At 76.4% G+C, this 25,760-nt stretch carries 29 protein-coding genes; 13 read left to right on the top strand and 16 right to left on the bottom strand.

The genetic code is table 11. The features are described 5' to 3' along the window. Window positions 1–93 precede the first annotated feature (93 nt). Window positions 94–2,631 (bottom strand): transglycosylase domain-containing protein, encoded by a 2,538-nt coding sequence (locus tag CS2_RS07610; protein ID WP_070319510.1) that lies wholly within the window; start codon window positions 2,629–2,631, stop codon window positions 94–96. Between the two features lie 184 nt (window positions 2,632–2,815). Between CS2_RS07610 and CS2_RS07605 the strand changes: the two genes are divergently transcribed. The 3 genes from CS2_RS07605 to CS2_RS07600 all read left to right on the top strand — a co-directional run bounded on the left by CS2_RS07605 (window position 2,816) and on the right by CS2_RS07600 (window position 3,872). Then, on the top strand, window positions 2,816–3,133 hold the full coding sequence (locus CS2_RS07605) for a WhiB family transcriptional regulator (protein ID WP_276209593.1): 318 nt from the start codon (window positions 2,816–2,818) through the stop codon (window positions 3,131–3,133). Window positions 3,134–3,219: 86 nt separating this feature from the next. Further along, complete coding sequence (gene sp36, locus CS2_RS19040; protein WP_087510177.1) at window positions 3,220–3,378, top strand: Sp36 family protein; 159 nt, start codon at window positions 3,220–3,222, stop codon at window positions 3,376–3,378. Continuing rightward, complete coding sequence (locus tag CS2_RS07600; RefSeq protein ID WP_070319509.1) at window positions 3,378–3,872, top strand: RidA family protein; 495 nt, start codon at window positions 3,378–3,380, stop codon at window positions 3,870–3,872. Before sp36 ends, CS2_RS07600 begins: the two co-directional genes overlap by 1 nt. Window positions 3,873–3,953: 81 nt before the next feature. On the opposite strand, the gene CS2_RS07595 is transcribed toward CS2_RS07600, so the two are convergent. Together CS2_RS07595 and CS2_RS07590 are read right to left on the bottom strand one after the other, a co-directional pair. Beyond that, window positions 3,954–4,631 carry a Crp/Fnr family transcriptional regulator gene (locus tag CS2_RS07595; RefSeq protein ID WP_046529309.1) on the bottom strand — a complete coding sequence of 226 codons (678 nt, stop codon included), beginning with the start codon at window positions 4,629–4,631 and terminating at the stop codon, window positions 3,954–3,956. Window positions 4,632–4,761: 130 nt separating this feature from the next. Then, window positions 4,762–5,178, bottom strand: a complete 417-nt coding sequence (locus tag CS2_RS07590) for a hypothetical protein (protein WP_046529308.1) — start codon at window positions 5,176–5,178, stop codon at window positions 4,762–4,764. 117 nt (window positions 5,179–5,295) lie between these two features. Between CS2_RS07590 and nth the strand changes: the two genes are divergently transcribed. Continuing rightward, window positions 5,296–5,994 (top strand): endonuclease III, encoded by a 699-nt coding sequence (gene nth, locus CS2_RS07585; RefSeq protein WP_070319508.1) that lies wholly within the window; start codon window positions 5,296–5,298, stop codon window positions 5,992–5,994. 18 nt (window positions 5,995–6,012) lie between these two features. On the opposite strand, the gene CS2_RS07580 is transcribed toward nth, so the two are convergent. The 3 genes from CS2_RS07580 to CS2_RS07570 all read right to left on the bottom strand — a co-directional run bounded on the left by CS2_RS07580 (window position 6,013) and on the right by CS2_RS07570 (window position 9,123). Then, window positions 6,013–6,939, bottom strand: coding sequence for an alpha/beta fold hydrolase (locus CS2_RS07580; protein ID WP_070319507.1), 927 nt, complete (start codon window positions 6,937–6,939; stop codon window positions 6,013–6,015). An 11-nt stretch (window positions 6,940–6,950) separates the two neighbouring features. After that, window positions 6,951–8,279: a Na+/H+ antiporter NhaA gene (gene nhaA, locus CS2_RS07575; RefSeq protein ID WP_070319506.1), complete on the bottom strand. Its 1,329-nt coding sequence runs from the start codon at window positions 8,277–8,279 to the stop codon at window positions 6,951–6,953. A gap of 118 nt (window positions 8,280–8,397) precedes the next feature. Continuing rightward, window positions 8,398–9,123, bottom strand: coding sequence for a winged helix-turn-helix transcriptional regulator (locus CS2_RS07570; RefSeq protein ID WP_046529305.1), 726 nt, complete (start codon window positions 9,121–9,123; stop codon window positions 8,398–8,400). Between the two features lie 225 nt (window positions 9,124–9,348). On the opposite strand from CS2_RS07570, the gene CS2_RS07565 reads away from it, so the two are divergent. From CS2_RS07565 to dtd, 9 genes are all read left to right on the top strand, one after another. Beyond that, window positions 9,349–10,083: a hypothetical protein gene (locus CS2_RS07565; protein WP_070319505.1), complete on the top strand. Its 735-nt coding sequence runs from the start codon at window positions 9,349–9,351 to the stop codon at window positions 10,081–10,083. A 280-nt stretch (window positions 10,084–10,363) separates the two neighbouring features. Next, entirely contained in the window at window positions 10,364–10,975 is a 612-nt protein-coding gene (locus tag CS2_RS07560) for a heme-binding beta-barrel domain-containing protein (RefSeq protein WP_046529303.1), read from the top strand. 1 nt (window position 10,976) lies between these two features. Continuing rightward, window positions 10,977–12,206, top strand: a complete 1,230-nt coding sequence (ygfZ, locus tag CS2_RS07555; protein ID WP_082739954.1) for a CAF17-like 4Fe-4S cluster assembly/insertion protein YgfZ — start codon at window positions 10,977–10,979, stop codon at window positions 12,204–12,206. A gap of 19 nt (window positions 12,207–12,225) precedes the next feature. Continuing rightward, window positions 12,226–13,332, top strand: a complete 1,107-nt coding sequence (locus tag CS2_RS07550) for an FUSC family protein (RefSeq protein ID WP_070319504.1) — start codon at window positions 12,226–12,228, stop codon at window positions 13,330–13,332. A gap of 61 nt (window positions 13,333–13,393) precedes the next feature. Next, a complete protein-coding gene (locus tag CS2_RS07545; protein ID WP_046529301.1) occupies window positions 13,394–13,654 on the top strand; it encodes a type II toxin-antitoxin system Phd/YefM family antitoxin in 261 nt (86 codons plus the stop codon). Window positions 13,655–13,656: 2 nt separating this feature from the next. Next, window positions 13,657–14,082 carry a type II toxin-antitoxin system VapC family toxin gene (locus tag CS2_RS07540; RefSeq protein WP_046529300.1) on the top strand — a complete coding sequence of 142 codons (426 nt, stop codon included), beginning with the start codon at window positions 13,657–13,659 and terminating at the stop codon, window positions 14,080–14,082. 28 nt (window positions 14,083–14,110) lie between these two features. After that, the gene (locus CS2_RS07535) at window positions 14,111–14,446 is read left to right on the top strand and encodes a DUF2516 family protein (protein ID WP_087508565.1); all 336 of its coding nucleotides are present in this window, start codon (window positions 14,111–14,113) and stop codon (window positions 14,444–14,446) included. Beyond that, window positions 14,443–15,420: an asparaginase gene (locus tag CS2_RS07530; RefSeq protein ID WP_070319514.1), complete on the top strand. Its 978-nt coding sequence runs from the start codon at window positions 14,443–14,445 to the stop codon at window positions 15,418–15,420. The genes CS2_RS07535 and CS2_RS07530 overlap by 4 nt, the downstream gene beginning before the upstream one ends. Beyond that, the gene (gene dtd, locus CS2_RS07525) at window positions 15,417–15,851 is read left to right on the top strand and encodes a D-aminoacyl-tRNA deacylase (RefSeq protein WP_070319503.1); all 435 of its coding nucleotides are present in this window, start codon (window positions 15,417–15,419) and stop codon (window positions 15,849–15,851) included. The genes CS2_RS07530 and dtd overlap by 4 nt, the downstream gene beginning before the upstream one ends. 634 nt (window positions 15,852–16,485) lie before the next feature. Here the strand turns inward: dtd and CS2_RS07520 are convergent. The 10 genes from CS2_RS07520 to CS2_RS07475 all read right to left on the bottom strand — a co-directional run bounded on the left by CS2_RS07520 (window position 16,486) and on the right by CS2_RS07475 (window position 25,720). After that, window positions 16,486–17,352, bottom strand: coding sequence for an aldo/keto reductase (locus CS2_RS07520; RefSeq protein WP_070319502.1), 867 nt, complete (start codon window positions 17,350–17,352; stop codon window positions 16,486–16,488). A gap of 71 nt (window positions 17,353–17,423) precedes the next feature. Beyond that, window positions 17,424–18,194, bottom strand: coding sequence for a Cof-type HAD-IIB family hydrolase (locus CS2_RS07515; protein WP_082739957.1), 771 nt, complete (start codon window positions 18,192–18,194; stop codon window positions 17,424–17,426). A 91-nt stretch (window positions 18,195–18,285) separates the two neighbouring features. Further along, window positions 18,286–19,503 carry a hypothetical protein gene (locus CS2_RS07510; protein WP_156442041.1) on the bottom strand — a complete coding sequence of 406 codons (1,218 nt, stop codon included), beginning with the start codon at window positions 19,501–19,503 and terminating at the stop codon, window positions 18,286–18,288. After that, window positions 19,500–20,579, bottom strand: coding sequence for a VWA domain-containing protein (locus CS2_RS07505; protein WP_070319500.1), 1,080 nt, complete (start codon window positions 20,577–20,579; stop codon window positions 19,500–19,502). The genes CS2_RS07510 and CS2_RS07505 overlap by 4 nt, the downstream gene beginning before the upstream one ends. Then, entirely contained in the window at window positions 20,576–21,568 is a 993-nt protein-coding gene (locus CS2_RS07500; protein WP_070319499.1) for a VWA domain-containing protein, read from the bottom strand. The genes CS2_RS07505 and CS2_RS07500 overlap by 4 nt, the downstream gene beginning before the upstream one ends. Next, window positions 21,562–22,056, bottom strand: coding sequence for a hypothetical protein (locus tag CS2_RS07495; protein ID WP_070319498.1), 495 nt, complete (start codon window positions 22,054–22,056; stop codon window positions 21,562–21,564). The genes CS2_RS07500 and CS2_RS07495 overlap by 7 nt, the downstream gene beginning before the upstream one ends. Then, the gene (locus CS2_RS07490; RefSeq protein ID WP_070319497.1) at window positions 22,043–23,008 is read right to left on the bottom strand and encodes a DUF58 domain-containing protein; all 966 of its coding nucleotides are present in this window, start codon (window positions 23,006–23,008) and stop codon (window positions 22,043–22,045) included. The genes CS2_RS07495 and CS2_RS07490 overlap by 14 nt, the downstream gene beginning before the upstream one ends. A 5-nt stretch (window positions 23,009–23,013) precedes the next feature. Then, window positions 23,014–24,006: an AAA family ATPase gene (locus CS2_RS07485; RefSeq protein ID WP_070319496.1), complete on the bottom strand. Its 993-nt coding sequence runs from the start codon at window positions 24,004–24,006 to the stop codon at window positions 23,014–23,016. A 185-nt stretch (window positions 24,007–24,191) separates the two neighbouring features. After that, a complete protein-coding gene (locus tag CS2_RS07480; protein ID WP_070319495.1) occupies window positions 24,192–24,755 on the bottom strand; it encodes an alpha/beta hydrolase family protein in 564 nt (187 codons plus the stop codon). A 224-nt stretch (window positions 24,756–24,979) separates the two neighbouring features. Next, window positions 24,980–25,720: an SIR2 family NAD-dependent protein deacylase gene (locus tag CS2_RS07475; protein WP_070319494.1), complete on the bottom strand. Its 741-nt coding sequence runs from the start codon at window positions 25,718–25,720 to the stop codon at window positions 24,980–24,982. Between the last annotated feature and the right edge of the window lie 40 nt (window positions 25,721–25,760).

The following is a 25,760-nucleotide window of genomic DNA, read 5'->3' as shown; positions in this document are numbered from 1 at the left end:
CCAGCGAGGCCCACGCGAGCGCGGCGGCGCCGGCGAGCGCGAGCCCGCCCGCGGCGCGCAGCGCACCCGCGCCGGGGTGCGCGCTGCGCGCCGTCACGGGTTCTGGTTCCCGGGGTTGCCCTGACCGTTGTTGCCGCCCGGGCCGCGCCCGTTACCGGGCCCGCCGGGCTGGCCGCCTCCTCCGCCGGGCTGGCCACCACCCGGCGCGGCCGGGTCGGGCGCCGGCGGCTGGCCGTTCGACAGCGTCAGCGTGATCGTCGCGCCCCGCGTCGCGTTCGACGCGGACTGCTGCGCGACCGTCCCGGCCGGGTACGGCGACTGGACCTGCTCGCCCGCGACCGACACCCGGAACCCGGCGCGCTCGAGCGCGCTGCGCGCGTCGGCCTCCGACCGTCCGACGACGGACGGCACGGCGACGCGCTCGCCGAACACCTCGCGGTCGCCGGCGTTGCTGAACCCGGGGTTCTCGGCGCCCGCGAGCACCTGCGTCATGAACCGGCTCCACGTGGGCCCGGCGATCGACGAGCCGTACGGGCCGCGGTAGTACGTGCGGCCGTTGATCGTCTGACGGTTCATCGAGCGCATCTCGCCCGGGAACCCGACCCAGACCGCGGTGGCGCGCAGCGGCGTGTAGCCGACGAACCAGTTGTACTCGTTGCTCGAGGTCGTGCCGGTCTTGCCCGCGGCGGGGAACGGCGGCTTCGCGATGTCCTTGCCGGTGCCGGTCCAGACGTTGCTCAGCGCGAAGTTGATGGCCGACGCGTACTTGGGGTCGATGGCCCCGTCGCGGCAGTCCGCGCTGGGCACGGGCAGCTCGGCGCCGGTCGAGTCGACGATGCTCGTGATCGCGATCGGCTTGCAGTAGGTGCCGTCCGCCGCGAACGTCGCGTAGGCGGCCGCCATCTGCAGCGGCGACGTCGAGTTGGTGCCGAGGACGGACGACGGGTACGGGCTGAACGGCACGTCGCCCATCGGGCGGCCCTCGGCGTCGTTCGAACTGGGGTTGCCGGCGCGCGTCACGCCGAGGTCCGCGGCGCCCTGCATGATGTTGCACAGGTCGAGCTGCTGGGCCATCGCGATGTACGCGGAGTTGACCGAGTTCTTCGTCGCGTCGATGACGGTCTGGTTGATGGCTCTGCCGCCCTCGGAGTTCCGGAACGGGTACTCACCCGTGAGGCGTCCGACGCACGACGCCGTGAACTCGCTGTTGTTGTACTTCAGGCGCGTGCCGTTGACCGTCTCCTGCAGCGCGTGCCCCTGCTTGAGCCACTCCAGCAGCGTGAACACCTTGAACGTCGACCCCGGGGCGAAGCCGCCCGAGCCGCCGTACCGGTAGCTCGTGTTGTAGTTGACCGACGTCTCGCGCTCGCCCTGGTTCTGCAGCGCCGAGTAGGTGCGGTTCTGCGCCATCGCGGTGATCTTGCCGGTACGCGGCTCGACCGAGACGATCGCCGAGGCGACCCCGGACGGGTCGTCGACCGGCACGCCGTTCTTCACCTCGGCGTCGGCGACGGCCTGCTCGCCGGGCACGAGCGTGGTCGTGATGGTGAGGCCGCCGCGGTAGAGCCTGCTCGTGCGCTCGGCCGCGGTCTCGCCGAAGACGGGGTCGTTCCCGATGACCTTGGTGACGTAGTCGCAGAAGAACCCGGACCCGGGCACGGCGTCGCCGGCCGTCATGCAGCCCTGCCGCAGCGGCTGCACGTTGAGGGTGTCCTGCACGGGGGTCGCGAGCCCGGTGTCGAGCTCCTCCTGCGTGATGAAGCCCTCGCGGTGCATGTCGCGCAGGACGCGGTCGCGGCGGGTCTGCGACGTCTTGTACCGGGCCTGGTGCTCCTCCTCGGTCTGCGAGGCCGCGCCGACCGGGTCCCACTTCGCGGGCGACTGCGTGATGCCGGCGATGGTCGCGGACTGCAGGTAGTTGAGCTGGCTCGCGGGGATCCCGAAGTAGTACTGCGCCGCGGACTCGACCCCGTACACCGAGGAGCCGAACGCCGCGATGTTGAGGTACTTCTCGAGGATCTCGTCCTTGGACATGTTCTTCTCGAGCGTGATCGCGATCTTCGCCTCGCGGAGCTTGCGCGCGATGCCCGGCAGGCCCTCGCTCTCCTGCGCCTCGCGCGTGAGCCGGTCGCGCTCCTCCTTGGTCTCGGCCCGGAGCGCGGCGTCGACGAAGACGTTCTTGACGTACTGCTGCGTGAGCGTCGAAGCGCCGCCGCCGTCGCCGCCGACGAGCGTCGCGATCGCCGCGCGGAGCATGCCCTGCGGGTCGACTCCCGCGTGCTCGTAGAACCGGCGGTCCTCGACCGCGACGACCGCCTTCTGCATGATCGGCGCGATCTCGCTCAGGGGCACGACCACGCGGTTCTGGTAGAAGAACGTCGCGAGCAGGGTGCCGTCGGCCGCCAGGATCTCCGACTTCTGCGGCAGGGTCCGCTGCTCGAGCTCGCTGGGCACCTCGTCGAACGCCGTGGCGGACATCGTGGCCACGCCGTTGGCGGCCGCGACGCCGGGCAGCACGAGGCCTGCCGTGAGCAGGCCGCCGATCCCGGCGACGAGGACGAAGGAGAGGAGCAGCGCCAGCGCCTGGACGGCGTTGACCTGGCGTCCACGCGAGCGGGCAGGGTTCGGCATACCCGAGAGGGTACCGGCGGTGCCTGACGCCGGGCCTTCGGCGCCTTGCCCCGCGCCTCACCTCCACCGGACCTGCACACCCGGACGGGGCCGTCCGGCGGAAAGACACTTCCGGGGGCTCGTCAGGGGTGCCCGTGGGCCAGTACCTTCGGCGACACGCTGGGACGACACGCGGAGGTTGGCAGTGGCAGGGCAGGGGGCGCAGGGGGTGCAGGTGCACGACGGGCACTGGACGGCTCGGGCGCAGTGCGGTCAGGGCAAGGTGGCCCCGGACGCGCTGTTCGTCGAGGGGGCGGCGCAGCGGGACGCGCGGGAGGTGTGCCACCGGTGCCCGGTGCGGCTCGAGTGCCTCGCCGACGCGCTCGACAGCCGCGCCGACTTCGGCGTGTGGGGCGGCATGACCGAGCGGGAGCGCCGAGCGCTGCTGCGCCGCCGCCCCGAGGTGGTCTCGTGGCGGGCCGAGCTGGTCGACGCCGACGACATGGCGGTCCTCGGCGTGTGAGCGCTACCACGACGCCCGCGGGGCAGGTGCGTCGAGGCCTCGGGACGGGGTGCCGGGGCGATGTCGCCCGCGGCTAGGGTGGGCGCATGGCGACCCAGTGGGAGTACGCGACCGTTCCGCTCATCATCCACGCCACCAAGGCGATCCTCGACCAGTGGGGTTCCGACGGGTGGGAGCTCGTCACGGTGATCCAGGGTCCCGACGCGGGGCTCGTGGCGTACCTCAAGCGGCCCAAGGACGCCTGATGGCGACGTCGCGCGTCGCGGACCGCCTCGCGGAGCTCGGCCTGACGCTGCCCGACGTCGCGGCACCCGTCGCGGCCTACGTCCCCGCCGTGCGCAGCGGTGCGCACGTGTGGACCTCGGGGCAGCTGCCGTTCGTCGCCGGCGCGCTCGCGGCCACGGGCAAGGTCGGCGCGGCCGTCGACGTGGAGACCGCCACGGACCTCGCGCGCACGGCGGCCCTCAACGCGCTCGCGGCCGTCGGCGCGCTGCTCGCGGCGGAGGAGGGCGGCGACCCCGTCGCCGCGCTCGACCGCGTCACGCGCGTCGTCAAGGTCGTCGGGTTCGTCGCGAGCGAGGCGGGCTTCACGTCGCAGCCCGCCGTGGTCAACGGCGCGAGCCACCTGCTGCACGACGTGCTCGGGGACGCGGGCGTGCACGCGCGCTCGGCGGTCGGCGTCGCGGTGCTGCCGCTGGACTCCCCGGTCGAGGTCGAGCTGGTCGTCGAGACCGCCTGACGGCCTCCGGCGTCGTCGCCGGACGACGAGGGGCCCGGTCCGCCTGCGCGGATCCGGGCCTCGTCGTCGTCGGGCGTCGCCTCAGCGCGCGCGGCGCTCGAGACGGTCGACGTCGAGCAGCACGACCGCGCGGCCCTCGCGGCGCACCCAGCCGCGGGCGGCGAAGTCCGCGAGCGCCTTGTTCACCGTCTCGCGCGACGCGCCGACGAGCTGCGCGAGCTCCTCCTGCGTGAGGTCGTGCGCGACGCGGATGCCCTCGTCGACGGGCTGGCCGAACCGCGTCGAGAGGTCCAGCAGCGCCTTGGCGACACGACCGGGCACGTCGGAGAACACGAGGTCGGCGAGCGCCTCGTTGGTGCGACGCAGCCGGCGCGCGAGCGCCTGCAGCAGGTGCTCGGCGACCGTCGGCTTGTCCGCGAGCCACGCCACGAGGTCGTGGTGCCCGAGCTCGAGCACGACCGCGTCGGCGACCACCGTCGCGGTCGCGGTGCGCGGACCCGGGTCGAACAGCGACAGCTCGCCGAACATCTCGCCCGGGCCGAGCACGGCGAGCAGGTTCTCGCGGCCGTCGTTCGACCGGCGGCCGAGCTTGATCTTCCCGTCCCGCACGAGGTACAGCCGGTCGCCCGGCTCGCCCTCGTGGAACAGCACCTCGCCGCGCGTGACGTCGAGGACCTTCATCGACGCGATCAGCGCGGTCGACGACCCCTCGTCCATGCCCGCGAACAGCGGTGCCGTCAGCACGATGTCCTCCGCCACGGCGGTCCCTTCCCCTCTTCCCGCGGAACCGCGGGCGTGCATCGCGTCCGACGCTCACGGCCGGACGCCCCGTCCGCCAGTGTGCCCCATCCGGGGCCCGCCGCGCGCCCGCGGGCGCACCGGGCGTCGGTCAGCGGCCCTCGACGGAGCGTGTGCGCCGCCGCGCCGCGGCGGTGGGGTCGGCGGCCACGTGCGCCACCAGGCGCGAGGTCGTGCGGGCGAGCGCCTCCAGCACGCCCGCCTCGTAGCGCGCGAGCTGCGCGTCGAGCGACCGCAGCTGCGGAAGCGCTCCCACGTCGTGCCCCGTCGTCCCCTCGCCGAGCGTCGCGCGCAGCTCGTCGGGCCGCGGCACCTCGAGCGCGACCTCGAGCGGCAGCGCGAACGCGACGTGCTCGCCGAGCGGCCCGGGCGTCGCCGCCCCCGCGACCGCGAGGTCGATCCGGGCACGCACCAGGCGCCGCCACCAGGCCACGAGGTCGCGCTCGGCGCGCAGCGCCCGACGCTCCAGGCGCAGGTCGTGGAGCGGTCGCTCGACGCGGGACGGCATGACCCTGGTTCGGCGGGCGACGGCCCCGCCTTGACCGTTCCGCGACGGATCACCCGATCTCTTCACCCGCTGGGAGCAACGGGAACGCTTGCCTGTGACCGGCTTTACTCTCGAGGCATGGCGCCCACCCGTGCAGAGACCGCGCTCGCGCGCACGCGCCGCGCGCGACGGATCGACCGGATGCTGGCCGAGCGCTACCCCGACGCACGCTGCGAGCTCGACTTCCGGAGCCCCTTCGAGCTGCTCGTCGCGACCGTGCTGTCCGCCCAGACCACCGACGTGCGGGTCAACCTCACGACCCCCGAGCTGTTCGCGCGGTGGCCCGACGCGGAGGCGATGGCCGGCGCCGACCCGAGCGAGCTCGAGGAGGTCCTGCGCCCCACCGGGTTCTTCCGCGCCAAGGCCCGCTCGCTCACCGGCATCGGGCGCGCGCTCGTCGAGCGGTTCGGCGGCGAGGTGCCCGCGCGCCTCGAGGACCTCGTGACGCTGCCCGGCGTGGGCCGCAAGACCGCGAACGTCGTGCTGGGCAACGCGTTCGGCGTGCCGGGCATCACGGTCGACACGCACGTGCAGCGGCTCTCGCACCGTCTGGGGTACACGACGAGCGACGACCCGGTGGTGATCGAGGCCGAGCTGGGGGCGCTGCTGGAGCGTCGCGACTGGACCATGGCGTCGCACCGGCTGATCTTCCACGGTCGGCGCACGTGCTTCGCGCGGCGACCCGCGTGCGGTGCGTGCCCGGTCGCGTCGCTGTGCCCGTCGGCAGGCATCGGCGAGACCGACCCCGTGCGGGCCGAGACGATGCTCAAGGGCTGACCGGAGCCCGCACGTCGCTCAGCGCGGCGGGTCGACCTCCGCGAGCCAGTCGACCAGCAGCTCGCCCACGAGCTCGGGCGCCTGGTCGGTGAGGTAGTGGCCGGCGTCGCGCAGCAGCTCGAACCGGTACGTGGTCGCGACGTGCGCGGTCCCGGGGCGCAGCGCCGCGGACGTGGCGGGCCGCAGGCCGTCGCGCCGCCCGTGCACCTGCAGCACGGGCACGGGGCGCGCGTCGCGCAGCACCGCCCGGTACCGCCCGCCGTCCGGGCGCGGCGTCGACCGCACGAGCCAGCGCACCTGCTCGAGCTGGCTGTGCGCGGCGAACGGGACCCGCGCCGCGCGCCGGTACGTCTCGACGGCCTCGGCGTCCGGCCGGCCCGCGACCCCGCCCCAGTGCGCGAGCATGCGGTCCACCAGGTCGCCGCGGGTCATGGCCCGCTCGGGGAACGACGGGAGCTGCGCGAACGCGAGCAGCGAGGTCGCCGCGGGCCTCGGGGGCGTGCGGGGCAGCGCGAGCGCGTCGAGCGGGTGCGGCGCGCCCAGCACCGCGACCGCGCGGACCACGTCGGGGTGGTAGGCGGCGGTCGCCCACGCGACGTCGCCGCCCGTGCCGGCGCCGACCACGACCGCGTCGTCGGCGCCGAGCGACCGCACGACGCCGGCCGCGTCGGCGGCGAGCGTCGGGACGTCGTAGCCCTGCGGCGGCTTGTCGGAGCAGCCCGTGCCGCGCAGGTCCATGGCCGCGACGCGGTAGCCGGCGGCGGCGAGCACGGGCAGCTGGTGCCGCCACGCCCACCACAGCTGGGGGACGCCGTGCAGCAGCAGCACGAGCGGCGCGTCCTGCGGCCCGGACAGGGCCACGTGGAACCGCGCACCGTTCGCGGTGACGAAGCGGTGCTCCCACGGGCCGTCGAGGAGGAGCGACGCGGAGTCGACGGTGGTCATCGGGTGCGAACCTACCGGTTCGCCGCGCCGTCGGGGCGGTCGTCGGCCGTGACGTCCGCGGCGCGGGCGGTGTGGACGCGGGACCTCCAGGCCAGCAGCACGGACCCGATCGCCGCCGCGACCACCGACGCCGCGAGCACGGCCACCACGACGTGCTCGTCGTGCGCGGAGCCCTCGCCGAACGCGAGCACGCCGACCAGCAGCGACACCGTGAACCCGATGCCGGCGAGCGCGCCGACCGCGAGCACGTCCGCCCACGAGAGCCCGGGCGCCAGCCGGGCGCGGGTGAAGCGCGCCAGCAGCCACGTGGCGCCGAGGATCCCGAGGGGCTTGCCGAGCACGAGGCCCAGCGCGACGCCCTGCGCGACGGGGTCGCCCAGGGCCGCCCCGAGGGTCTCGGGGGCGATCGTCACGCCGGCGGCGAACAGCGCGAAGACCGGCACCGCGACGCCGGCCGACAACGGCCGCCACACGTGCTCGTACCGTTCCGCCAGCGACCCGTCCGGCAGGTCGGGGTCGTCGTCCTCGGCCGCGTCGCCGGGGGTCGCGCGGGGGCGGCGCGCGGAGCCGGGGGACGCGGGCACGGTGAACCCGAGCAGCACCCCCGCGATCGTCGCGTGCACGCCCGACGCGTGGAGCAGGCCCCACGCCGCGAGCGCGAGCGGCACCAGGAGCCACGGGCTGCGCAGGCCGCGCGCGAGCGCGACCCCGAACGCCGCCACCGCGACCAGCGCCCCGGCGAGCAGGCCGACAGCGACGTGGTCCGTGTACGCGACGGCGATGACGACGATCGCGAGCAGGTCGTCCACGACCGCGAGCGTGAGGAGGAACGCGCGCAGCGCGACCGGCAGCCCGCGACCGACGAGCGCCAGCACGCCGACCGCGAACGCGATGTCGGTGGCCGTCGGCACCGCCCACCCGACCGGTGCGCCGTCGGGGCGCGCGAGGTTGACCGCGAGGTAGATCCCGGCGGGCACGAGCATGCCCCCGACCGCCGCGACGGCCGGCAGCACGGCCGTGCGCACGTGGCGCAGCTCGCCCACGACCATCTCGCGCTTGAGCTCGAGCCCGACGACGAAGAAGAAGATCGCGAGCAGGCCGTCGGACGCCCAGTGCGCCAGGCTCAGGTCGAGGTGCAGCGCAGCCGGCCCGACCACGGTGTCGGAGACCGCGCGGTACGTGCCGGGCGACGCGTTGGCCCACACGAGCGCGGCGAGCGCACCGACGAGCAGCAGGACACCCCCGGTGCGCTCGTCGCGCAGCGTGTCGCGCAGGTTGCGCTCGGCACCGACGGACGGGCGCGTGAGCAGGCGCGGGCGAGGGCGGGGTGAGATCGGCACGGGGCCTCCGAGGGGTCGACGCAGCGGCTGCCGACCAGGCTTCCCGGCGCTCCCTGCCCCCAGCGTACGGCCCGGTCGGCGCGCGTGCGCACCGCGTCCACCCGCCCCGGCGGGGGCGTCAGGCGTCCGCGGGCTCCGGCACGTCGGCGCGGTCGTCGACCGGGCGGCGGTCCTTCGGCGGGTCGAACCGGTAGCCGACGTTGCGGACCGTGCCGATGAGCTGCTCGTGCTCGGGCCCCAGCTTGGCGCGCAGGCGCCGCACGTGGACGTCGACCGTGCGCGTGCCCCCGTAGTAGTCGTAGCCCCAGACCTCCTGCAGCAGCTGTGCGCGCGTGAACACGCGGCCCGGGTGCTGCACGAGGTACTTGAGGAGCTCGAACTCCTTGTACGTGAGGTCGAGGGGCCGGCCGCGCAGGCGGGCGGTGTAGCCGCCCGCGTCGATCGTCAGCTCGCCCGACGAGATCTCCTGCGGCGCGTCGTCGTAGGCGGCGGTCGCCGCGCGCTCCATGACGAGGCGGAACCGCGTCTCGACCTCGGCGGGGGTCGCGTGCTCGAGCACGAGGTCGTCGGCGCCCCACTCGGCGGTGACGACCGTCAGGCCGCCCTCGGTGAGGACCAGCACGAGCGGCACGGTCAGACCGGTGGCGCGCAGCAGGCGGCACGTGGTGCGCGCGGTGACCAGGTCGCGCCGCGCGTCGAGCACGACGATGTCCGCGTCCGGTGCGTCCACCAGGGCGGACGGCTCGACGGGAAGCACACGGACCCGGTGGGACAGGAGCCCCAGCGCGGGCAGCACCTGTGCCGAACCCCCGGACGCAGGCGTGAGGAGCAGCAGATCCGCCACCGGTCACCTCCTGGCTGCGAGTGGGGACACGCTACAACGTGCCGCCCCGCGCACGGGCACGGTCTCGCGGTACGACCCTCCACACCACCCGTCCGCGCCCCGCGTCCCGCCCGGGCGGGACGCGCGGTCTGCGAGAATCGCCCGCGTGCCTGCCGACCCCCGCTGGACCCGACGCGCCCCGGAGCGACCCGTGACGACGCCGCACGGCGGCCCGCGAGGTGGGCGATGAGCGTCGAGACCCGGTCGGTCGTCACGGCGGTGCTGGCCGCGGTCGTCGCGGTCGCGGGCTACTTCGGCATGCTGCCGCTCGCGGTGGTCAGCGCCGTGCTGGTGGTCGCGCTCGCGGTCGGCTGGCCCGCGCTCGCGGGGCTGCCGTTCACGCCCGGGGCGGGTGCCGTCGTCGGGCTCGGCGGCCTGGGCGCCGTCGCGGCCGTGACGATCACGCCCGAGGACCCGTTCCTGCAGCACATGGCGCTCGTGCTCGCGGGCGCCGTCGTCCTGGCGTTCGTCAACGAGCTGCTGCGCCGCGACGGGCGCGTGCGCATGGTCGAGTCGGTCTCGGGCACCGTCACCGGCACGGTGCTCGCGGTGTGCGTCACGGGCTGGGTCGCGACGGCCCGCCTGACGGGCGGCGACGAGCTGGTCGTCGCGGGTGCGATCGCGCTCGCGCTGGGCTCGGCCGCGGTCGCGCTGCGCGGCCGCCCGTGGGTCGTGTACCTCGTGACCGTGGCCGCGGCGACGGCCGGCGGCACGCTCGTGGGGTGGCTGCTGCCGACCGTGCACCTGACGGCGGGCGTCGCGCTCGGCGTGGGCGTGGGCGTGCTGGTCGCGGCGATGCACGCGCTGTTCGACCGGCTGCCGGCGCTCGTGCGGCGCGTGCCCGCGCTCGCGGTGGTCGTGCTGCCGGTGACCGTGACGGGCGTGCTCGTGTACGTCGCGGGGCGCGTGCTCGCCGGCTGAGCGGGGCCCGGGACCACGGGGTGCCGGCCGCTCGGGACGATCCGAGCGCCGTGCGTCGTTAGGATCGGTGCATGACTGCGCTCGAGGGCTTCTTCATCGGCCTGCTCGTGGCCGCCACGCTGACGATCGGGTGGTTCGCGACCTTCGTCGTGTACCGCCTCTACAAGGGCCAGCGCTGAGCCCTCGGCGCTGACCGCGCCCGCGTGCCGCCGACCCGGCGGTGCGCGTCCCGTGCACGTCGCCGGCCACCGCCGGTGCGCGCCCGAGCCGAGGAGGCACTGTGCCGTTCGTGCTGCCCGAGGGCCTCGCGCCCGAGGTCTACCCGCTCGCCTGGCTGGTCGGCCGCTGGCGCGGCGAGGGCGTCGTCGGGTACCCCGGCATCGAGGAGAGCGCCTTCACGCAGGAGCTCGAGGTCACGCACGACGGCGGGCCGTACCTCGCGTACCGCACGACGATCCGCCTGGTGGTCGCACCCGACGACGCGGCCGCGCTGACGGGCGACGACGCCCCCGCGCCCGACGGCGACCCGGACGCCGCCCGCGGCGGCGCGACCGCCGACGCGCACGACGGCCCCGTGTGGTCCACGGAGTCCGGGTACTGGCGCGTGCCGCCCGAGCGCCCGTCCGACCTGCCCGAGGACCAGCACCCCGTCGAGCTGCTGCTCGCCGACCCCTCCGGGAACGTGTCGGTCTACGTCGGGGCCGTCGGCAAGGGCCGCATCGACCTCGCGTCGGACCTGATCGCGCACACCGCGTCGGGTGCGGCCGTCAACGCGGGCAAGCGTCTGTACGGGCTCGTCGAGGGCGACCTCATGTGGGCGCACGACCTCGCCGCGTTCGGGCAGCCGCTGCAGTCGTACGCGTCGGCACGCCTCAGCAGGGTGGACGACTGACGTGACCACGCAGCCCGGCACCGAGCCCGCCGCCACGCCGACCGACGCGGACGTCGCACCGGTCGAGCCGCGGCACCGCAGCCCGCTGCTCGCGCGGCGCGGCGCCGTCGCCGGCGCCGGGCCCGACGCGGGCGTGGCCTGGCACTACGGCGACCCGACCGCCGAGCAGCGCGCGCTCGCGCGCGGCGGCGCGGTCGTCGACCAGTCGCACCTCGGGGTCGTCACCGTCACCGGGCCGGACCGGCTCACGTGGCTGCACTCCCTGACGTCGCAGGACGTCGCGACGCTCGCACCCCGCACGTCCACCGAGCTGCTGGTGCTCGACCCGCACGGCCACGTCGAGCACGCCGTCGGCGTCGTCGACGACGGTGCGACCACGTGGCTGCTCACCGAGACGGCGCCTGCGCTCGCGGCGTGGCTCGACCGCATGCGGTTCATGCTGCGCGTCGAGGTCGCCGACGTCACCGACGCGTGGGCGGCGATCGGCGAGCCCGTCGACGCCGAGGGCGCCGAGGGCGAGCCCGTGACGTGGCGCGACCCGTGGCCCCGCACGGCCCCGGGCGGGACGCGCTACGGCGCCGAGGACGCCGCGCACCCCGGGGTGGACCGGCCCTGGCGGCTCGTGCTCGTGCCGCGCGAGCGGCTCGCCGACGAGGTCCGGGCCCGCGAGGCCGCGGGCTGGCCGCTCGTCGGCACGTGGGCGTCCGAGGCGCTGCGGGTCGAGGCGTGGCGCCCGCGCGCGACCCACGAGGTCGACGACCGCACGATCCCGCACGAGCTCGACTGGCTGCGCACGGCCGTGCACCTGCACAAGGGCTGCTACCGCGGCCAGGAGACGGTCGCGCGCGTGCACAACCTGGGCCGCCCGCCGCGCCGGCTCGTCATGCTGCACCTCGACGGCTCGGGGCACCTCGTGCCCGAGGTCGGCGCGGCCGTGCGACTGCCGGGCGCCGCGGCGCCCACGGCCGGGGGCGGCGAGGCCGCCGAGCCGGGTCGCGCCGTCGGGCGCGTCACGACGGTCGCGCGGCACCACGAGCTGGGTCCGGTCGCGCTCGCGGTCGTCAAGCGCTCGGTGCCCGAGGACGCGGTCCTGCTGGTCGACTGCGACGGCGGTGCCGTGTCCGCCGGCCAGGAGGTCGTCGTCCGCGGCGAGGGCGTCACGGCCGACCGGCCCGCGCCGCGCGGTCCGCTGACCCGGGGGCTCGGGCAGCACCCGATGCTCGGCCCGTGACGCGCGCGGCGGGCGCGTCGTGAGCGCGGCGTCCTCGCTCGCGTCGTCCGCGACGCTGCGGCTGCAGGTCGAGTCCCGGGTCCGTGCGGGCTGGGCGCGCGTGCGCGCGTCGTGGCCGCTGATCCTCCAGGCGTCCCTCGCGGCGGGTGTCGCGTACGGCATCGCGCGGTACGTCGCCGGGCACCCCGCCGCGTTCTTCGCGCCCGTGAGCGCGTGGATCGCGCTCGGGTTCTCGCGCAACCGCAACGTGCGGCGCGTGGCCGAGCTGGCCGTCGGGGTGGCGATCGGCGTCGGCGCGGGCGACCTCGTGGTGCACGTCATCGGCTCCGGCGTGTGGCAGATGGCGCTCGTGCTGCTGGTCGCGGCGCTGCTGGGCCGGTTCCTCGACCGCGGCCTGATGCTCACGACGCAGGCCGGCGTCCAGGCGATCGTCATCGTCGGGCTGCCGCAGACCACGGGCTCGCCGTTCGGGCGCTGGGTCGACGCGCTCATCGGTGGCGGCGTCGCGCTCGCGGTCGCGCTGCTCACGCCCACCGACCCGCGACGGCACCCGCGCACGCTCGCGCAGGCCGCCGTGCAGGAGCTCGCGGCCGTGCTGCACCTGCTGTCGCGCGGCCTGCGGGCCCGCGCGGTCGACGACGTCGAGTCGGCGCTGCTCACGGGCCGGGCCTCGCAGCCCGCGCTCGACGAGTGGCGCGAGGCGGCGCGCTCGGCGGCCGACCTCGTGCGGCTCGCGCCCGCGCACCGTCGGCACCGCGGCGAGCTGCACCGGCTCGTCGACGAGTCCGTGCTGCTCGACCGCGCGATGCGGAACGCGCGCGTGCTCGCGCGGCGCGCGATCGCCGCGGTCGAGGACGGGCACGTCGCGCCCGGGCTCGCGGACGCGGTCGCGTCGGCGGCACGCTCGACCGACGACCTCGCGGCCGCCGTCGGGTCGGGGCACGACGCCCGGGCGGCGCGCGAGCGGCTGCTCGACCTCGCGGCGACGCTCGACCCGCACACGCTGGTGCCCGAGGACTGGCAGGCGCAGTCGCTCGTGCTGCTGCTGCGCTCGCTCGTCGTGGACCTGCTCGAGGCCGCGGGGGCGTCGCCGCAGGACGCGCGCGCGGCCCTGCCCGAGCTCTGACGGCACCGCCCGGGCGCGCCCCGCGCCGGTCGACCCGCCGCGCCCGGTAGCGTCCGGGGCCATGGAGGTCGCGGTCAGCGCGTTGCGCGCGGAGCTCAGGCAGTGGATCGAGACGGCGCGGTCGGGGCAGGACGTCGTCGTGACCGAGCGCGGCGTGCCCGTCGCGCGCCTGGTCGGGATCGAGTCCGCCGACCTCGTCGCGCGGCTCGAGCGCGACGGCCTGCTCACGGCCGCCGAGGGCGACCGGCCCGCCGCCGAGCCCGAGCGTGCCGCGGGGGCCGCGCGCGCGGTCTCGGGCCTCGTGCGACGGCTGCGGCGCTGACCGTGGCGCTCGCGTACCTGGACACCAGCGCGCTGGTGAAGCTGTGCGTCGCCGAGCCGGGCACCGCGCTGGTCGCGGCCGTGTGGGACGGCGCGGACCTCGTCGCGACGTCGCGGCTGGCCGACGCCGAGGTGCGGGCGGTGCTCGCGTCGGGGCGGCGCGCGGGCGCGCTCGACGACGACGCGGCGCGCACCGCGGCGGCGGCGTGGCACCGGCTGCGGCCCGGCCTGCGACTCGTCGAGACGACGCCCGCGGTGCTCGACGCGGCGGCGCGGCTCGTCGACCGGCACCCGCTGCGGGCGGCCGACGCGGTGCACCTCGCGTCGGCCCTCGCGCTGCGCTCGCCCGACCTGCTCGTGCTCGCGTGGGACGAGCACCTCGCCGCCGCGGCGCGCGCCGAGGGTCTGACGGTGCTGCCGCGCGGCTGACCGCCACGCCGTCTCGTAGGGTCGGGGCGTGAACTTCATCTGGTCGGTGCAGGCGCTGCTGTTCTTCGTCTTCTACCTGACGATCTTCGTGCTGAGCGCGTGGGCGCTGGTCGACTGCCTGCGGCGCCCGGCGGGGGCGTTCACGGCGGCGGGCAAGCGCACCAAGCAGTTCTGGACGTGGGTGCTCGTGGCCGCGGCGGTCGTCGCGTTCATCTCGGTGCCGATCCCCGGGTTCCCGTCGTTCGGCCTGAGCTTCCTCGCGCTCGGCAGCGCGGCGGCCGCGATCGTCTACCTGGTCGACGTGCGGCCCGCGGTCGGGCCGTACTCGGGACGCCGGGGCGGCGGCTCGCGGGGCGGGTGGTGAGCGGGCGCGCCGTCGCGGCGGCGGCGGTCCCGCTCGCGGACGTCGTGCGCGGCGACCTCGTGGAGTCGGTGCACCTGGGGCACGTCGTCGTGCTCGCGCCCGACGGTGCGGTGCGCCTCGCGCTCGGCGACCCCGAGGTCGTGGTGTGGCCGCGGTCGTCGCTCAAGCCGGTGCAGGCCGTCGCCATGCTCCGCGCGGGCCTCGACGTGGACGGCGAGGAGCTCGCGCTCGCGTGCGCGAGCCACTCGGGCGAGCCCGGGCACCTCGACGTCGTGCGGCGCGTGCTCGCGGGCGCCGGGCTGGGGGAGGGCGACCTGCAGAACACGCCCGACTGGCCGCTGTCGGCCGACGCCGCGTGGCAGCGGCGCACCGACGGGTACGCGCCTGCGCCACTCACGCAGAACTGCTCGGGCAAGCACGCCGCGATGCTCGCGACGTGCCGCGCGGCGGGCTGGGACGTCGCGGGGTACCGCGACCCGGCGCACCCGCTGCAGCGGGCCGTGGTGGCGACGACGGCCGAGCTGACGGGCGCGCCGGTCGACCACGTGACGGTCGACGGGTGCGGCGCGCCGCTGCTGTCGACGACCCTGGTCGGCCTCGCGCGCGCGTTCGGCGCGATCGCGTCCGAGGGCGACCCGGCGTCGCCGCTCGCGCGGGTCGCGCGCGCGATGACGTCGCACCCGTGGCACGTCGGCGGCACGGGTCGTGACGTCACGGACGTCATGCGGGCCGTGCCGGGGCTGGTCGCCAAGGACGGCGCCGACGGCGTGTACGCGGCGGGTCTGCCGGACGGCGGCGCGGTGGCGCTCAAGGTGCTCGACGGGTCGGCGCGCCCGCGCGCCGCCGTGCTGGCTGCGGCGCTCGCGGTCGCGGGGGTCGACCCGGGGCTCGTCGCGCCCGTGGGCGCGACGCCCGTGCTGGGCCACGGGCAGCCGGTCGGCGAGGTGCGCGCGACGTTCGGCGGTGCCGCGTGAGGGCGGTCGTCCAGCGGGTCACGCACGCGGCCGTGCGCGTCGACGGCGAGGTCGTGGGGCGGATCGACCGCCCGGGTCTGCTCGCGCTGGTCGGCGTGACGCCCGGCGACGGGCCCGCGCAGGTCGAGGTCGTCGCGCGCAAGATCGCCGAGCTGCGCATCCTGCGCGACGAGCGGTCGGCCGTCGACGTGGGTGCGCCCGTGCTCGTCGTCAGCCAGTTCACGCTCTACGCCGACGTCCGCAAGGGCCGCCGGCCGACGTGGAACGCGGCGGCGCCGGGGCCGGTCGCCGAGCCGCTGGTCGACGCCGTGGTCGCGGCGCTGCGGGCGCGCGGGCTCGAGGTCGCGACGGGCCGGTTCGGCGCCGACATGGCCGTCGAGCTGGTCAACGACGGGCCCGTGACGATCCTCGTGGAGTCCGCGCCCGCGTGACGTCGCCGCGCCCGCGCCGAGCGCGGCGGGGGAGCGCGCGCGCCGGGACGCGAGGAGGGCCCCTCGGAGTAAGCGTCCGAGGGGCCCTCCCGTGACCGCGTGCCCACGCGCCACCGGTCGCCCGGTGGCCGGCGCCGCTGTTGACGGTGCGGCTCCGTCCCGGCACCCGACGGTCCGGCGCACCGGTCCGCCGCGGGCGGGACGACCACGATCGACCTCGCGGTACCGGTGCGTCCCCTGCGTCGTCATCCACAGGTCGACGGGTCTCCCCGCCGAGGCGTCCACACGTTCTCCGCTCGGTCCGTCCCCGCCGGTCGCACGCCCTCCACGGGCACTCCTGGAGGAGTGTTTCCGCAGGTGGCGGGCGGTCGGTCGAGGTCGATGACCCATGTCTAGTCCTGTGCGGCGAGCGCCACAAGAGGGTGGCGCGGGGCGATTTCGTCCACCGCTCCGTCCACAACACTCTCCACAGGGATACCTGGGAATCCATCCGTCAGACACAGGGGTGTGGACAGAATCTGTGGACACGCCACCTGCCGGTCACCCGACGGCCCACCGCGCTCGGTAACCTGGACCCCGGTACGAGGCCCCTCGGAGTAAGCGTCCGAGGGGCCTCGCCGTGTCCCGGGCGGGCTCACGCCACCGCGGCGTCCAGCGCGGCGACCTCGTCGGCCGTCAGCTCGAGGTCCGCGGCGCGCACCGAGTCCTGGATCGACGCGGGGCGTGACGCACCCGGGATCGGGATGACGACGTCGGCCTGCGCGAGCTCCCACGCGAGCGTCACCTGCTGCGGGCTCACGCCGTGCGCGTCGGCGACCTCCTGGAACGCGGCGTAGCGCGTGCCCAGGTCCCGCGCGCTGCGGATGCCGCCCAGCGGGCTCCACGGGAGGAACGCGACGCCCAGCTCGGCGCACAGCTCGAGCTCGGGCTGCGACGAGCGGAACGACGGCGAGTACTGGTTCTGCACCGACGCGAGCCGGCCGCCCAGCAGCTCCTGCGCGAGGCGGATCTGGTCCGGGTCGGCGTTCGAGATGCCGGCCATGCGGATCAGCCCCGAGTCGAGCAGCTCGACGATCGCGCCGAGCGACTCGGCGTACGGCACCTGCGGGTCGGGGCGGTGGAACTGGTAGAGGCCGATCTGCTCGACGCCCAGGCGGCGGGCCGACGCCTGCGCCGCGGCGCGCAGGTGCTCGGGCGAGCCGTCGAGCGTCCAGGAGCCGTCGCCCGGGCGCAGGTGCCCGCCCTTGGTCGCGACCACGACGCCCGACGTGTCGCCGCCCCACGAGCGCAGCGCCTGCGCGATGAGCTCCTCGTTGTGGCCGACCTCGTCGGCGTGCAGGTGGTACGCGTCCGCGGTGTCGATGAGCGTGACGCCCGCGTCGAGCGCGGCGTGGATCGTGGCGACCGAGCGCTCCCGGTCGGGGCGGCCCTCGATGCTCATGGGCATGCCGCCCAGGCCGACGGCGCTGACGGGGACTCCGGCGAGGTTGCGTGTCTTCATGCGTCCATCCCACCCCGCGCGGGCCCGCGCCGCACGCCGTCGCGCGTCCGGCGCGTCCCCTCGGCCCTCGGTCAGGGCAGTCGCAGCAGCGCGCGCAGCGTGCGGACCACGCCGTTGTCCGCGTTGGACGGTGCGACGTACCGCGCGTGCGCGCGGACGTCGGGGTGCGCGTTGTCCATCGCGAACGACCACTGGGCCGCGTCGAGCATGCCGAGGTCGTTGAGGTAGTCGCCGAACGCGACCGTCTGCGCGGACGTGACCCCGAGCGCGGCCTGCACGTCGCGCAGCGCGTGCCCCTTGTCGGCCGTCGGGCTCATGACGTCCACCCAGTGCTCGCCGCTCACGAGGACGCGCGCCGCGTCCGAGAACGCCGCGAGGGCCGGCGCCACGCCCGTCTCCGCCGGGCCGAAGTCGTACACCGCGACCTTGAGCACGGTGTCCTCGACGGCCGTGAGGTCCGGCACGTGCTCGAGCAGCGCGTAGTACGGCTCGCACTGCGCGAGGAACGCGGCGTCGGTGCGCTCGACGTACGCCGACGCGCGCCCGCACAGCACGACGCCCACGTCGGCGCCGCCCGCGGCGTGCGCCCGCACGGCCCGCACGACGTCCCGTGCGGTCGCCGGGTCCAGGCCGTCGACCGCGAGCACGTCGCCGTCCCGCACCACGAGCGCGCCGTTCTCCGCGACGTACACCAGGTCGTCGCGCCCGAGCTGCCGGCGCAGCGTCGCGTACTGCCGCCCGCTCGCGGGGCACACCGCGACGCCGCGCGCCACGAGCGCGTCGAGCAGCGGCCAGAACGACGGGTCGACGCGCTTGGCGTCGTCGAGCAGCGAGCCGTCCATGTCGACGGCGACGAGGCGCACGTCGGGCACGACGTCGAAGGCGGGGGGATCGGTCACGCGCACGTGCTCGATCCTCGCACCCGTCGTCGCCTCACCAGTTCCGGCCGCCGCGCCCGCCGCCGCCGGTGCCCGGCTGGTCGCCGCCGCCGCGCCCGCCCGAGCCGCCCTCGCCCTCGCCCTCGGCGCCGTCACCACCGCCACCGCCCGCCTGACCGTTGCGCTCGGCGAGCTGCTGCTGGCGCTCGGCCTCCGCCTGTGCGGGGTCGGGTGCGCCCTGGTCGCCCGGGCCTGCGCCGGGCGCCGGGACGTCGTCGACGGTGCCGTCCTCGGCCGCGCGAGCGAGCTGGTCGACGCCCGTCGCGAGGTCCAGCAGGTCCTGCATGCGCTGCTCGGCGGCGGCCTGCGGCGACGACGACGCGTCGTCCTCGCCGCCGCCCTCCTGCTCGTCCTGGCCGCCGCCCCCGCCGCCCTGGTCCTCCTGGTCGTCCTCGCCCCCGCCGCCCTGCGAGGGCGGCGGCGTGCACGCCGGGTCGCCGAGCGCCTCGGCCGCCAGGGCCGCGTGGTCGGCGGCGATGCGGAGCAGGAACGAGGCGTACGACATCTCGTCGGCCAGGACGGGCGGCTCGTCGCCGTACCGGGGTTCGAGGTCCGCGGGGTCGTACGGCTCGCCCGCGGCCTGCGCCGCGAGCGCGTCGGCGAGCTTCCTCGCGTACTCGAGCTGCTCGTCCGCGCTCTTCACCGCCGAGGCCTCGGCGGCCTGCAGCGCGAGCGCGCGGTTGGTCTGCACGTCGCACCGGTGCTGCTCGGGCACCCCGGCGAGCGCCTCGTCGAGGTGCTGCACGGCGCGCGTGTACCGGCCCGCGCGGTAGGCCGCGGTGCCCGCGTTGAACGCGGCCCTCCACCGCTCGACGATCGTGCGGTCCTTGACCTGCTCGAACGCGTCGAGCGCACGCCACTCGTCGCCGTGGTCGTAGACGTCCCGTGCCGCGGCGTAGCCGGGCGCCATGCGGGAGACGTTCAGCGCGAACGCGAGCAGCAGGAGCGCGGGCAGCCAGCTCCAGAGCAGCAGCCGCCGGCGCCGCCGTCGGTGCAGCGGCATCGCGGCGATGCGCGCGCGCTTCGCGGCGCGGCGCTCCTTGCGGGTGGCCGGACGGCCCGTGCCGCGCGCGGCCGCCCGCGCCTGCGCGGTGCGCTGGCTCAGCTCGACGGCCGCGCGGCGCGCGGCGCGGCGCTGCTCCTCGGCCTCGGCGCGCCGACGCTGCTGCTCGGCCCCGCGGCGCCGCCGGTCCCGGCGGTCGTCGTTGCTCATGAGGTCCTCCTGCGGCGACGGCTCGACGCGCGCGCCCACGTCCACGCCTCGGCGGCGAGCAGCGCGCCCGCGAGCAGCGCGAACGGCCACACCAGGTCGCGCTGCGTCGACAGGTCCGCGCGGCCGTCGGCGGCGATCGCCGCGACGTCGACGTCGGCCACGAGGTCGGCCGTCGGGGTGGGGCCGTCGCGGTGCACGTACGGCACGCCGAGCTCGGCGGCGACCTCGCGCAGCGCGGCCTCGTCGGCACGCGACAGCGCGGGGCGCGACGGGTCGTCGGGGTCGGGGATGTAGGGCGCGTCGGGGCGGGCCACGCCGTCGAACTCGCGCATCGGCGCACCGGCCGCCGTGCCGTACCCGAGCACGGCGCCGCCGTCGACGAGCTCGGCGACCTCCGCGAACGAGCCCGGCTCGGCGTCGGCGGTCTGCTCGCCGTCGGACAGGTAGAACACCAGGCGCACCATGGCGGGGTCGCGGTCGCGCGCGTCCTGCAGCGACCGCGTCAGCACCTCGAGCGCGCGGTCGCGGCTCGTGCCCGCCGACCCGGCCGTGACCTCCTGCGTCACGGTCTGCGCCCACGCGCGCACCGCGTTCACGTCGTCCGTCAGGGGCAGCTGCGTGCCCGCCTCGTCGGCGAAGCCCACGACCGCGTACGAGCCGCCGGGCAGGTCGCCCGCGAGCGAGACCACGTCGTGGCGCACGCCGTCGAGACGCTGCACGGACGGCTCGGGCGGCAGGCCCGGGCCGCGGACCACGGGGTCGCCCGGGCCCCAGTCCTCGGCGGCCATCGAGCCCGTGCGGTCCACCACGAACCACACCTGCACGCCGACGCGCGCACCACCGGCCTGCGTCGCCGCGGTCGTCGGCGTGAGGCCCACGACGCCCAGCACGACCACGAGCGCGGCCCGCCGCCACCACGTCCACCCGCCCGCGCGCGGCGCGTCGGACCGCCGCACGCGCAGCCGTCCGCCCGTGCGCTCGACCCGCAGCGCCAGCGCCTGCCCGACGCACACCAGCAGCACCGGCACCGCCGTGAGCAGCACGACGGCGACGGGCACGACCGTGCGGGCGCTCATGCGCGCACCCGCCAGGCCAGCACGACCGCCGCGAGCCCCGCGGCGTACAGCAGCACGAGCCAGCGGTCGGAGTCGTCGGTGACGACGCGCTCGGGGTCGGCGTCCATCGCGGCGAGCTGGCTGGCCTGCACGCGCGCGAGGATCGCGGGCACGGCGCCCGCGTCGTCGGCCGTCGAGAACGTGCCGTCCGTCGACTCCGCCGCGAGGCGCATCTCGGTGGCCGTCGACGCCGCGAACGTCTCACGCCCGGCGGCGTGCAGCGCGTGCAGCACGACGCCGCGCGACGCCGCGAGCGCGGCCGCCTCGGGCAGCGTGTAGATCGGGGACCCCCACACCTCGTTGTCGGTCGCGAGCACGACCGAGCGCGACCGGTCGGCGTCGAACTGGTCGAACAGCAGCGTGCACGACGCGAGCCCGTCGCCGACCAGCGACGCCTGCCCCTCGAGCCCGGACGTGCCGCGGTAGATGGCCTCCGCCTCGGGAGAGCGGGGGTCGGCGAACGCCTCGCGTGCCGCGCGCAGCTGCTCGGACACCAGCGTGTAGTCGTCGGTCAGCGGGAACACGGTCGACGACGTCGAGTCGAACACCGCGAGGGCCACGCGCTCGCCCGTGAACCCCTCGACGAGCCGCTCGAACGTCGCGACGACCCGTTCGTCGTAGTCGACCATCGACCCCGACACGTCGAGGCACAGCACGATGTCGCGGTTCGCGAGCTCGCGCGTGCGCTCCTCGACCGTGACGGGCCGCGCCGCGAGCACGCCCGCACCGACGGCGGCCGCGGCGACCGCGAGCGCGAGCCCCACGCGCAGCGCGCGGTACCGCACGCGCCACGCGCGCAGCGCCGGCACGCGCCGCAGGTCCTCGGTGTTGGCGACGCCGGTGGTCGCGCGACGGTCGCGCAGCAGCAGCCCCACGAGCACGGCCGCGGCCACGACGCCCAGCACGACCGGCACCAGCCACGGCACCTCGAGGCCCGCGCGCGTCACCACGAGCGCACCCGTGCCCGGGCCTGGTCCAGCGAGCGCGTGACGCGCGTGCGGGACGACCGGGCGAACGCGGGCACCGACGACTGCTCGAGCAGCGGTGCGAGGGGGCGCGTCTCGCGGCGCTCGCGCGCCTGCGAGGCCGTCATGGTCGTGGTGTCGACGCCCGTGCGGACGCTCGCGAACTCGCGGACCGCGGCGCGCAGCTCGAGGTGCGCGCCGCGCGCGTCGACGTCACCCGCGCGGTAGCGCCGCTCGACCTCGTCGAGGCGCGCGAGCGTCGTGGCGCGCAGCATCGCCCACGGGTCGGTGCTCGCCTTCGCCGCGGGGCGCGCGGCGGGGGCCGGGGTGGGCTCGGGCGGTGCGCCGGCGGGGCGGCGCGTCCACAGCAGCACGCCCACGAACCACGCGGCGACCAGCACGACGATCGCGCCGGCGACCCACGGCCACCACCACGAGAACGGCATCGGGTCGACGAGCTCAGCGGCCGGCACGGCGCGACCTCCCCAGCAGCGCGACCATCTCGTCGAGCACGTCGTGCGTGCTCTCGACGCTCACCGACCGCACGCCCAGCCGCCGCAGCCTGCCCTCGACCTGCGCGTGCCGCTCGGTGCGCGCCGCGGCCACGGCGTCGCGCACGGCGCGGCGGCCCCGCAGGTAGGCGGGCAGCGACCATCCCGTCACGACGTCCCGCACGCGGCGCCCGCGCGGCGGCGCGACCACGGGCCGGCCGCGCTCGGTCGCCGCCGAGCCGCCCGCGAGCGACCCCGGCGCGGCGCCCAGACCGGCCGCGAACAGATCCGCGTCGACGACCTGCACGACCATCACCTCGTGCCGCGTGCGCAGCCGCGCGAGCGCGCGCTCGTCGGCCTCGCCCGGGCGCGCCTCGTCGGTCACGACGACCACCAGGGACCGGCGCGGCGTGCCGCGCAGCACGCGGTCCAGCAGGCGCGCCAGGGCGCCCTCGGGCGCGTCGGGGTCGAACGTGCGCTGCACGCGCCGCAGCAGCACCTCCAGGTGCGTCGTCCCCGCGCCCGACGGCACCTCGACCACACGGCCCGCGTCGCCCGCCACGAGGGCGACGCGGTCGCCGCGCTGGTGCGCGAGGTGCGCGACCACGTCGGCCACGAGCTGCGCGACCTCGTGCTTGGGCTCGCCGCCGGCCGACGTCGCGGTCATGTGCCGCCCGGTGTCGACGACCAGCACGAGCGTGACGTTCGACGTCTCGACGTACCGCTTGACCACGGGCTGCGCCGAGCGCGCCGACGCGCGCCAGTCGATGTCGCCCACGTCGTCGCCCGGCGTGTAGACGTGCAGGTCGTCGACCTCGTCGCCGTGGCCCTTCCAGACCGCGCGGTGCCGTCCGTCGAGCAGGCCCGTGGCGCGCCGGAGCGTGGGCAGCTCGAGGCGCGCGCGGACGAGCGCGAGGCGGGACCGGGCGGGCACGGGGCTCAGGGCACCGGGACGGCGTCGAACACCGACGTGATGATCGACTCGGTCGACACGTCGTCGGCGATCGCGTCGAACGTGCGCACGATGCGGTGGCGCAGCACGGCGTTGCGCAGCGCGTGGACGTCGTCCGGGACGACGTGGCCGCGACCCGCGCGCAGCGCGACGGCCTGCGCGACCCGCATGAGCGAGATCGACCCGCGGGGGCTCGCGCCCATCCGCACGAGCCGGTCCAGGCCCGGGACCTGCACGGGGCCGCGGCCGCGCGTCGTCGCGACGAGGTCGACGACGTACCGGCGGATCGACGCGTCGACGTACACCTGGTCGACCAGGCGCTGCAGCCACGCCACCTCGTCGAGCCCCAGCCGGTCCGCGTCGAGCGGGCGGACCATGCGGCCGTCGGAGATGCGGTCGAGGATCTCGACCTCCTCCGCGGGGTCCGGGTAGTCCAGGACCTCCTTGAGCAGGAACCGGTCCATCTGCGCCTCGGGGAGCACGTGCGTGCCCTCCTCCTCGACCGGGTTCTGCGTGGCCAGCACCATGAACGGCGACGGCACCGCGTGGATCTCGCCCGCGATCGTGGTCTGCCGCTCCTGCATCGCCTCGAGCATCGCCGACTGCGTCTTGGCCGACGAGCGGTTGATCTCGTCGAGCAGCACGACGTTGGCGTGCACGGGGCCCAGCTGCGTCGTGAACTGCGACGTGCCGTAGTTGAAGACCTGCGTGCCCACGATGTCCGACGGCATGAGGTCGGGCGTGCACTGGATGCGGTGGAACGACCCCGACACCGCGTGCGCGAGCGTCTGCGCGGCCGTCGTCTTGGCGAGGCCCGGCACGGACTCGAGCAGCACGTGCCCGCCGCACATCAGCGCGACGACGAGCGACGTGCGCAGCTGCCGCTGCCCGACGACGCGCTGGTCGAAGACCGCGTCGATGCGCTCGCACAGCGCGATCGCACGCGAGCGGTCGGACGGGGAGACGGTGTCGCGAGTCACGGCGGGCAGGTTACCTGTGACAACGCACGCCCGCGCGCTCGGGCGTGTCGGGCGGGCACCGCGTGTCGCCGTGCCCCACCACCGCCACCACCCGCGGTCGAGTGCGGGGTTCGGCCGGTTCTCGGCACCGGGTAGCGGCAGAGCTCCGCGTTCGACGGGGTGACGGCGGTGGGTCCGGTGGTCGGTCAGGTGAGCCAGGTGCGGACCGCGTCGACGACGGGCGGGTCGGCGGGGGCGTGCCCGCCGGGGACCGTGACGAGCGTGACCGGACCGGCGAGCGTTGCGAGGTGCTCGGTCAGCTCGGCGGGGCTGCCGTAGGGGTCGCTCGCGCCGCTCACCGCGAGCACGGGGACGGTGACGCGCGGCAGGTGCGCGACGCGCAGCGTCTCGGGCTTCGCGGGCGGGTGCAGCGGGTACGACAGCAGCAGCAGGCCCGCGACCGGCAGCCCGTCGGCGACCGCGACCGAGCACATGCGTCCCCCGAACGAACGACCGCCGACCACGAGCCGGTCGGTGCCGACGCCCAGGTCGGCCGCGAACGCCGTGGTCTCCTCGACGACGCGCGTGGGGGCCGCGCGTGCGCCGCGTGGCAGGTCGACGCGCCGCACGGGCACGCCCGCGTCGGTGAGGGCCGCGTCGAGCGCGACGAGCGTCGCGTGGTCCCGCGTCGCGCTCGCGCCCGGCGTCAGGAGCACGCCCGCGACCTCCGCCGGACCCGGTCCGTCCCGTAGCACCCGCACGTCCGCCATCCCTGCATCCTCCCGCACCCGACCGCACAGCACCGTGGCACGGACGTCGCCGTCGCGCTCCCGTGCACGCGCGACGCGGTCGGACGTCGCGCGTGCACGGACGGACCGTGCGGTGCGCCGGTGGTGCTCGATCGCTCTCTCGCGCGGGTGCTCAGGTCTGCCTGCGCGCCGGTAGGAGGTGCTGGATCGCTCTCTCGCGGGCGGGTGGTGGTGCGGCGGGTGGGTCAGGGGGTGGCGAGGAGGTCGCGGACCAGGGCCGGGACGGCCTCGTCGATGGGGGCGCGGACGACCTCGTCGGCGAGGTGGTCGTACGGGGTCGGCTCGGCGTTGACGACCACCAGGCGTGCGCCCGCGTCGACCGCGAGCGGGGCCAGGCCCGCGACGGGGTGCACCGTCAGCGTCGTGCCGATCGCGACGAACGTGTGCGCGTCGGTCGTGGCTGCGACGGCACGGGCCAGGGCGTCGTCGGGCAGCAGCTCGCCGAAGTACACGACGTCGGGCTTGAGCACGCCGCCGCACGCCGTGCACGCCGGGTCCGGCTCCGCGGCCAGCCGGTCGAGCACGTCGCGCGTCGGGACGCCCGCGCCGCAGCGCAGGCACGACGTCGTCGCGAGCGACCCGTGCAGCTCGACGACCGACGCGGGGTCGGCGCCCGCGACCTGGTGCAGGCCGTCGAAGTTCTGCGTGAGCGTCGCGATCAGCACCCCCGCGCGCTCGAGCTCGACGAGCGCGCGGTGCGCCGGGGTGGGTCGCGCGTGCCACACCGGGTGCCCGGCCCACGTGCGCCAGCCGCGTGCGCGGACGCCCGCGTCGCGCACGTACCGGTCGATCTCGAGCAGCTCGGCCGCGGCCGGGTCCCGCGTCCACACGCCCTGCGGCCCGCGGAAGTCGGGCACGCCCGACGACGTCGAGATCCCCGCGCCGGTCAGCACGGTGACGGTCGGTGCGTGGTGGTGGTGCGGCACGGTTCTCCCGGGGTCGGCGGCTGCCGTCGAGCGTAGGCGC

This window comes from Cellulomonas iranensis NBRC 101100 = JCM 18110 (genome assembly GCF_001552375.1).
Taxonomy (GTDB): domain Bacteria; phylum Actinomycetota; class Actinomycetes; order Actinomycetales; family Cellulomonadaceae; genus Cellulomonas; species Cellulomonas iranensis.
This window is presented reverse-complemented; position numbering and strand designations above follow the sequence as displayed.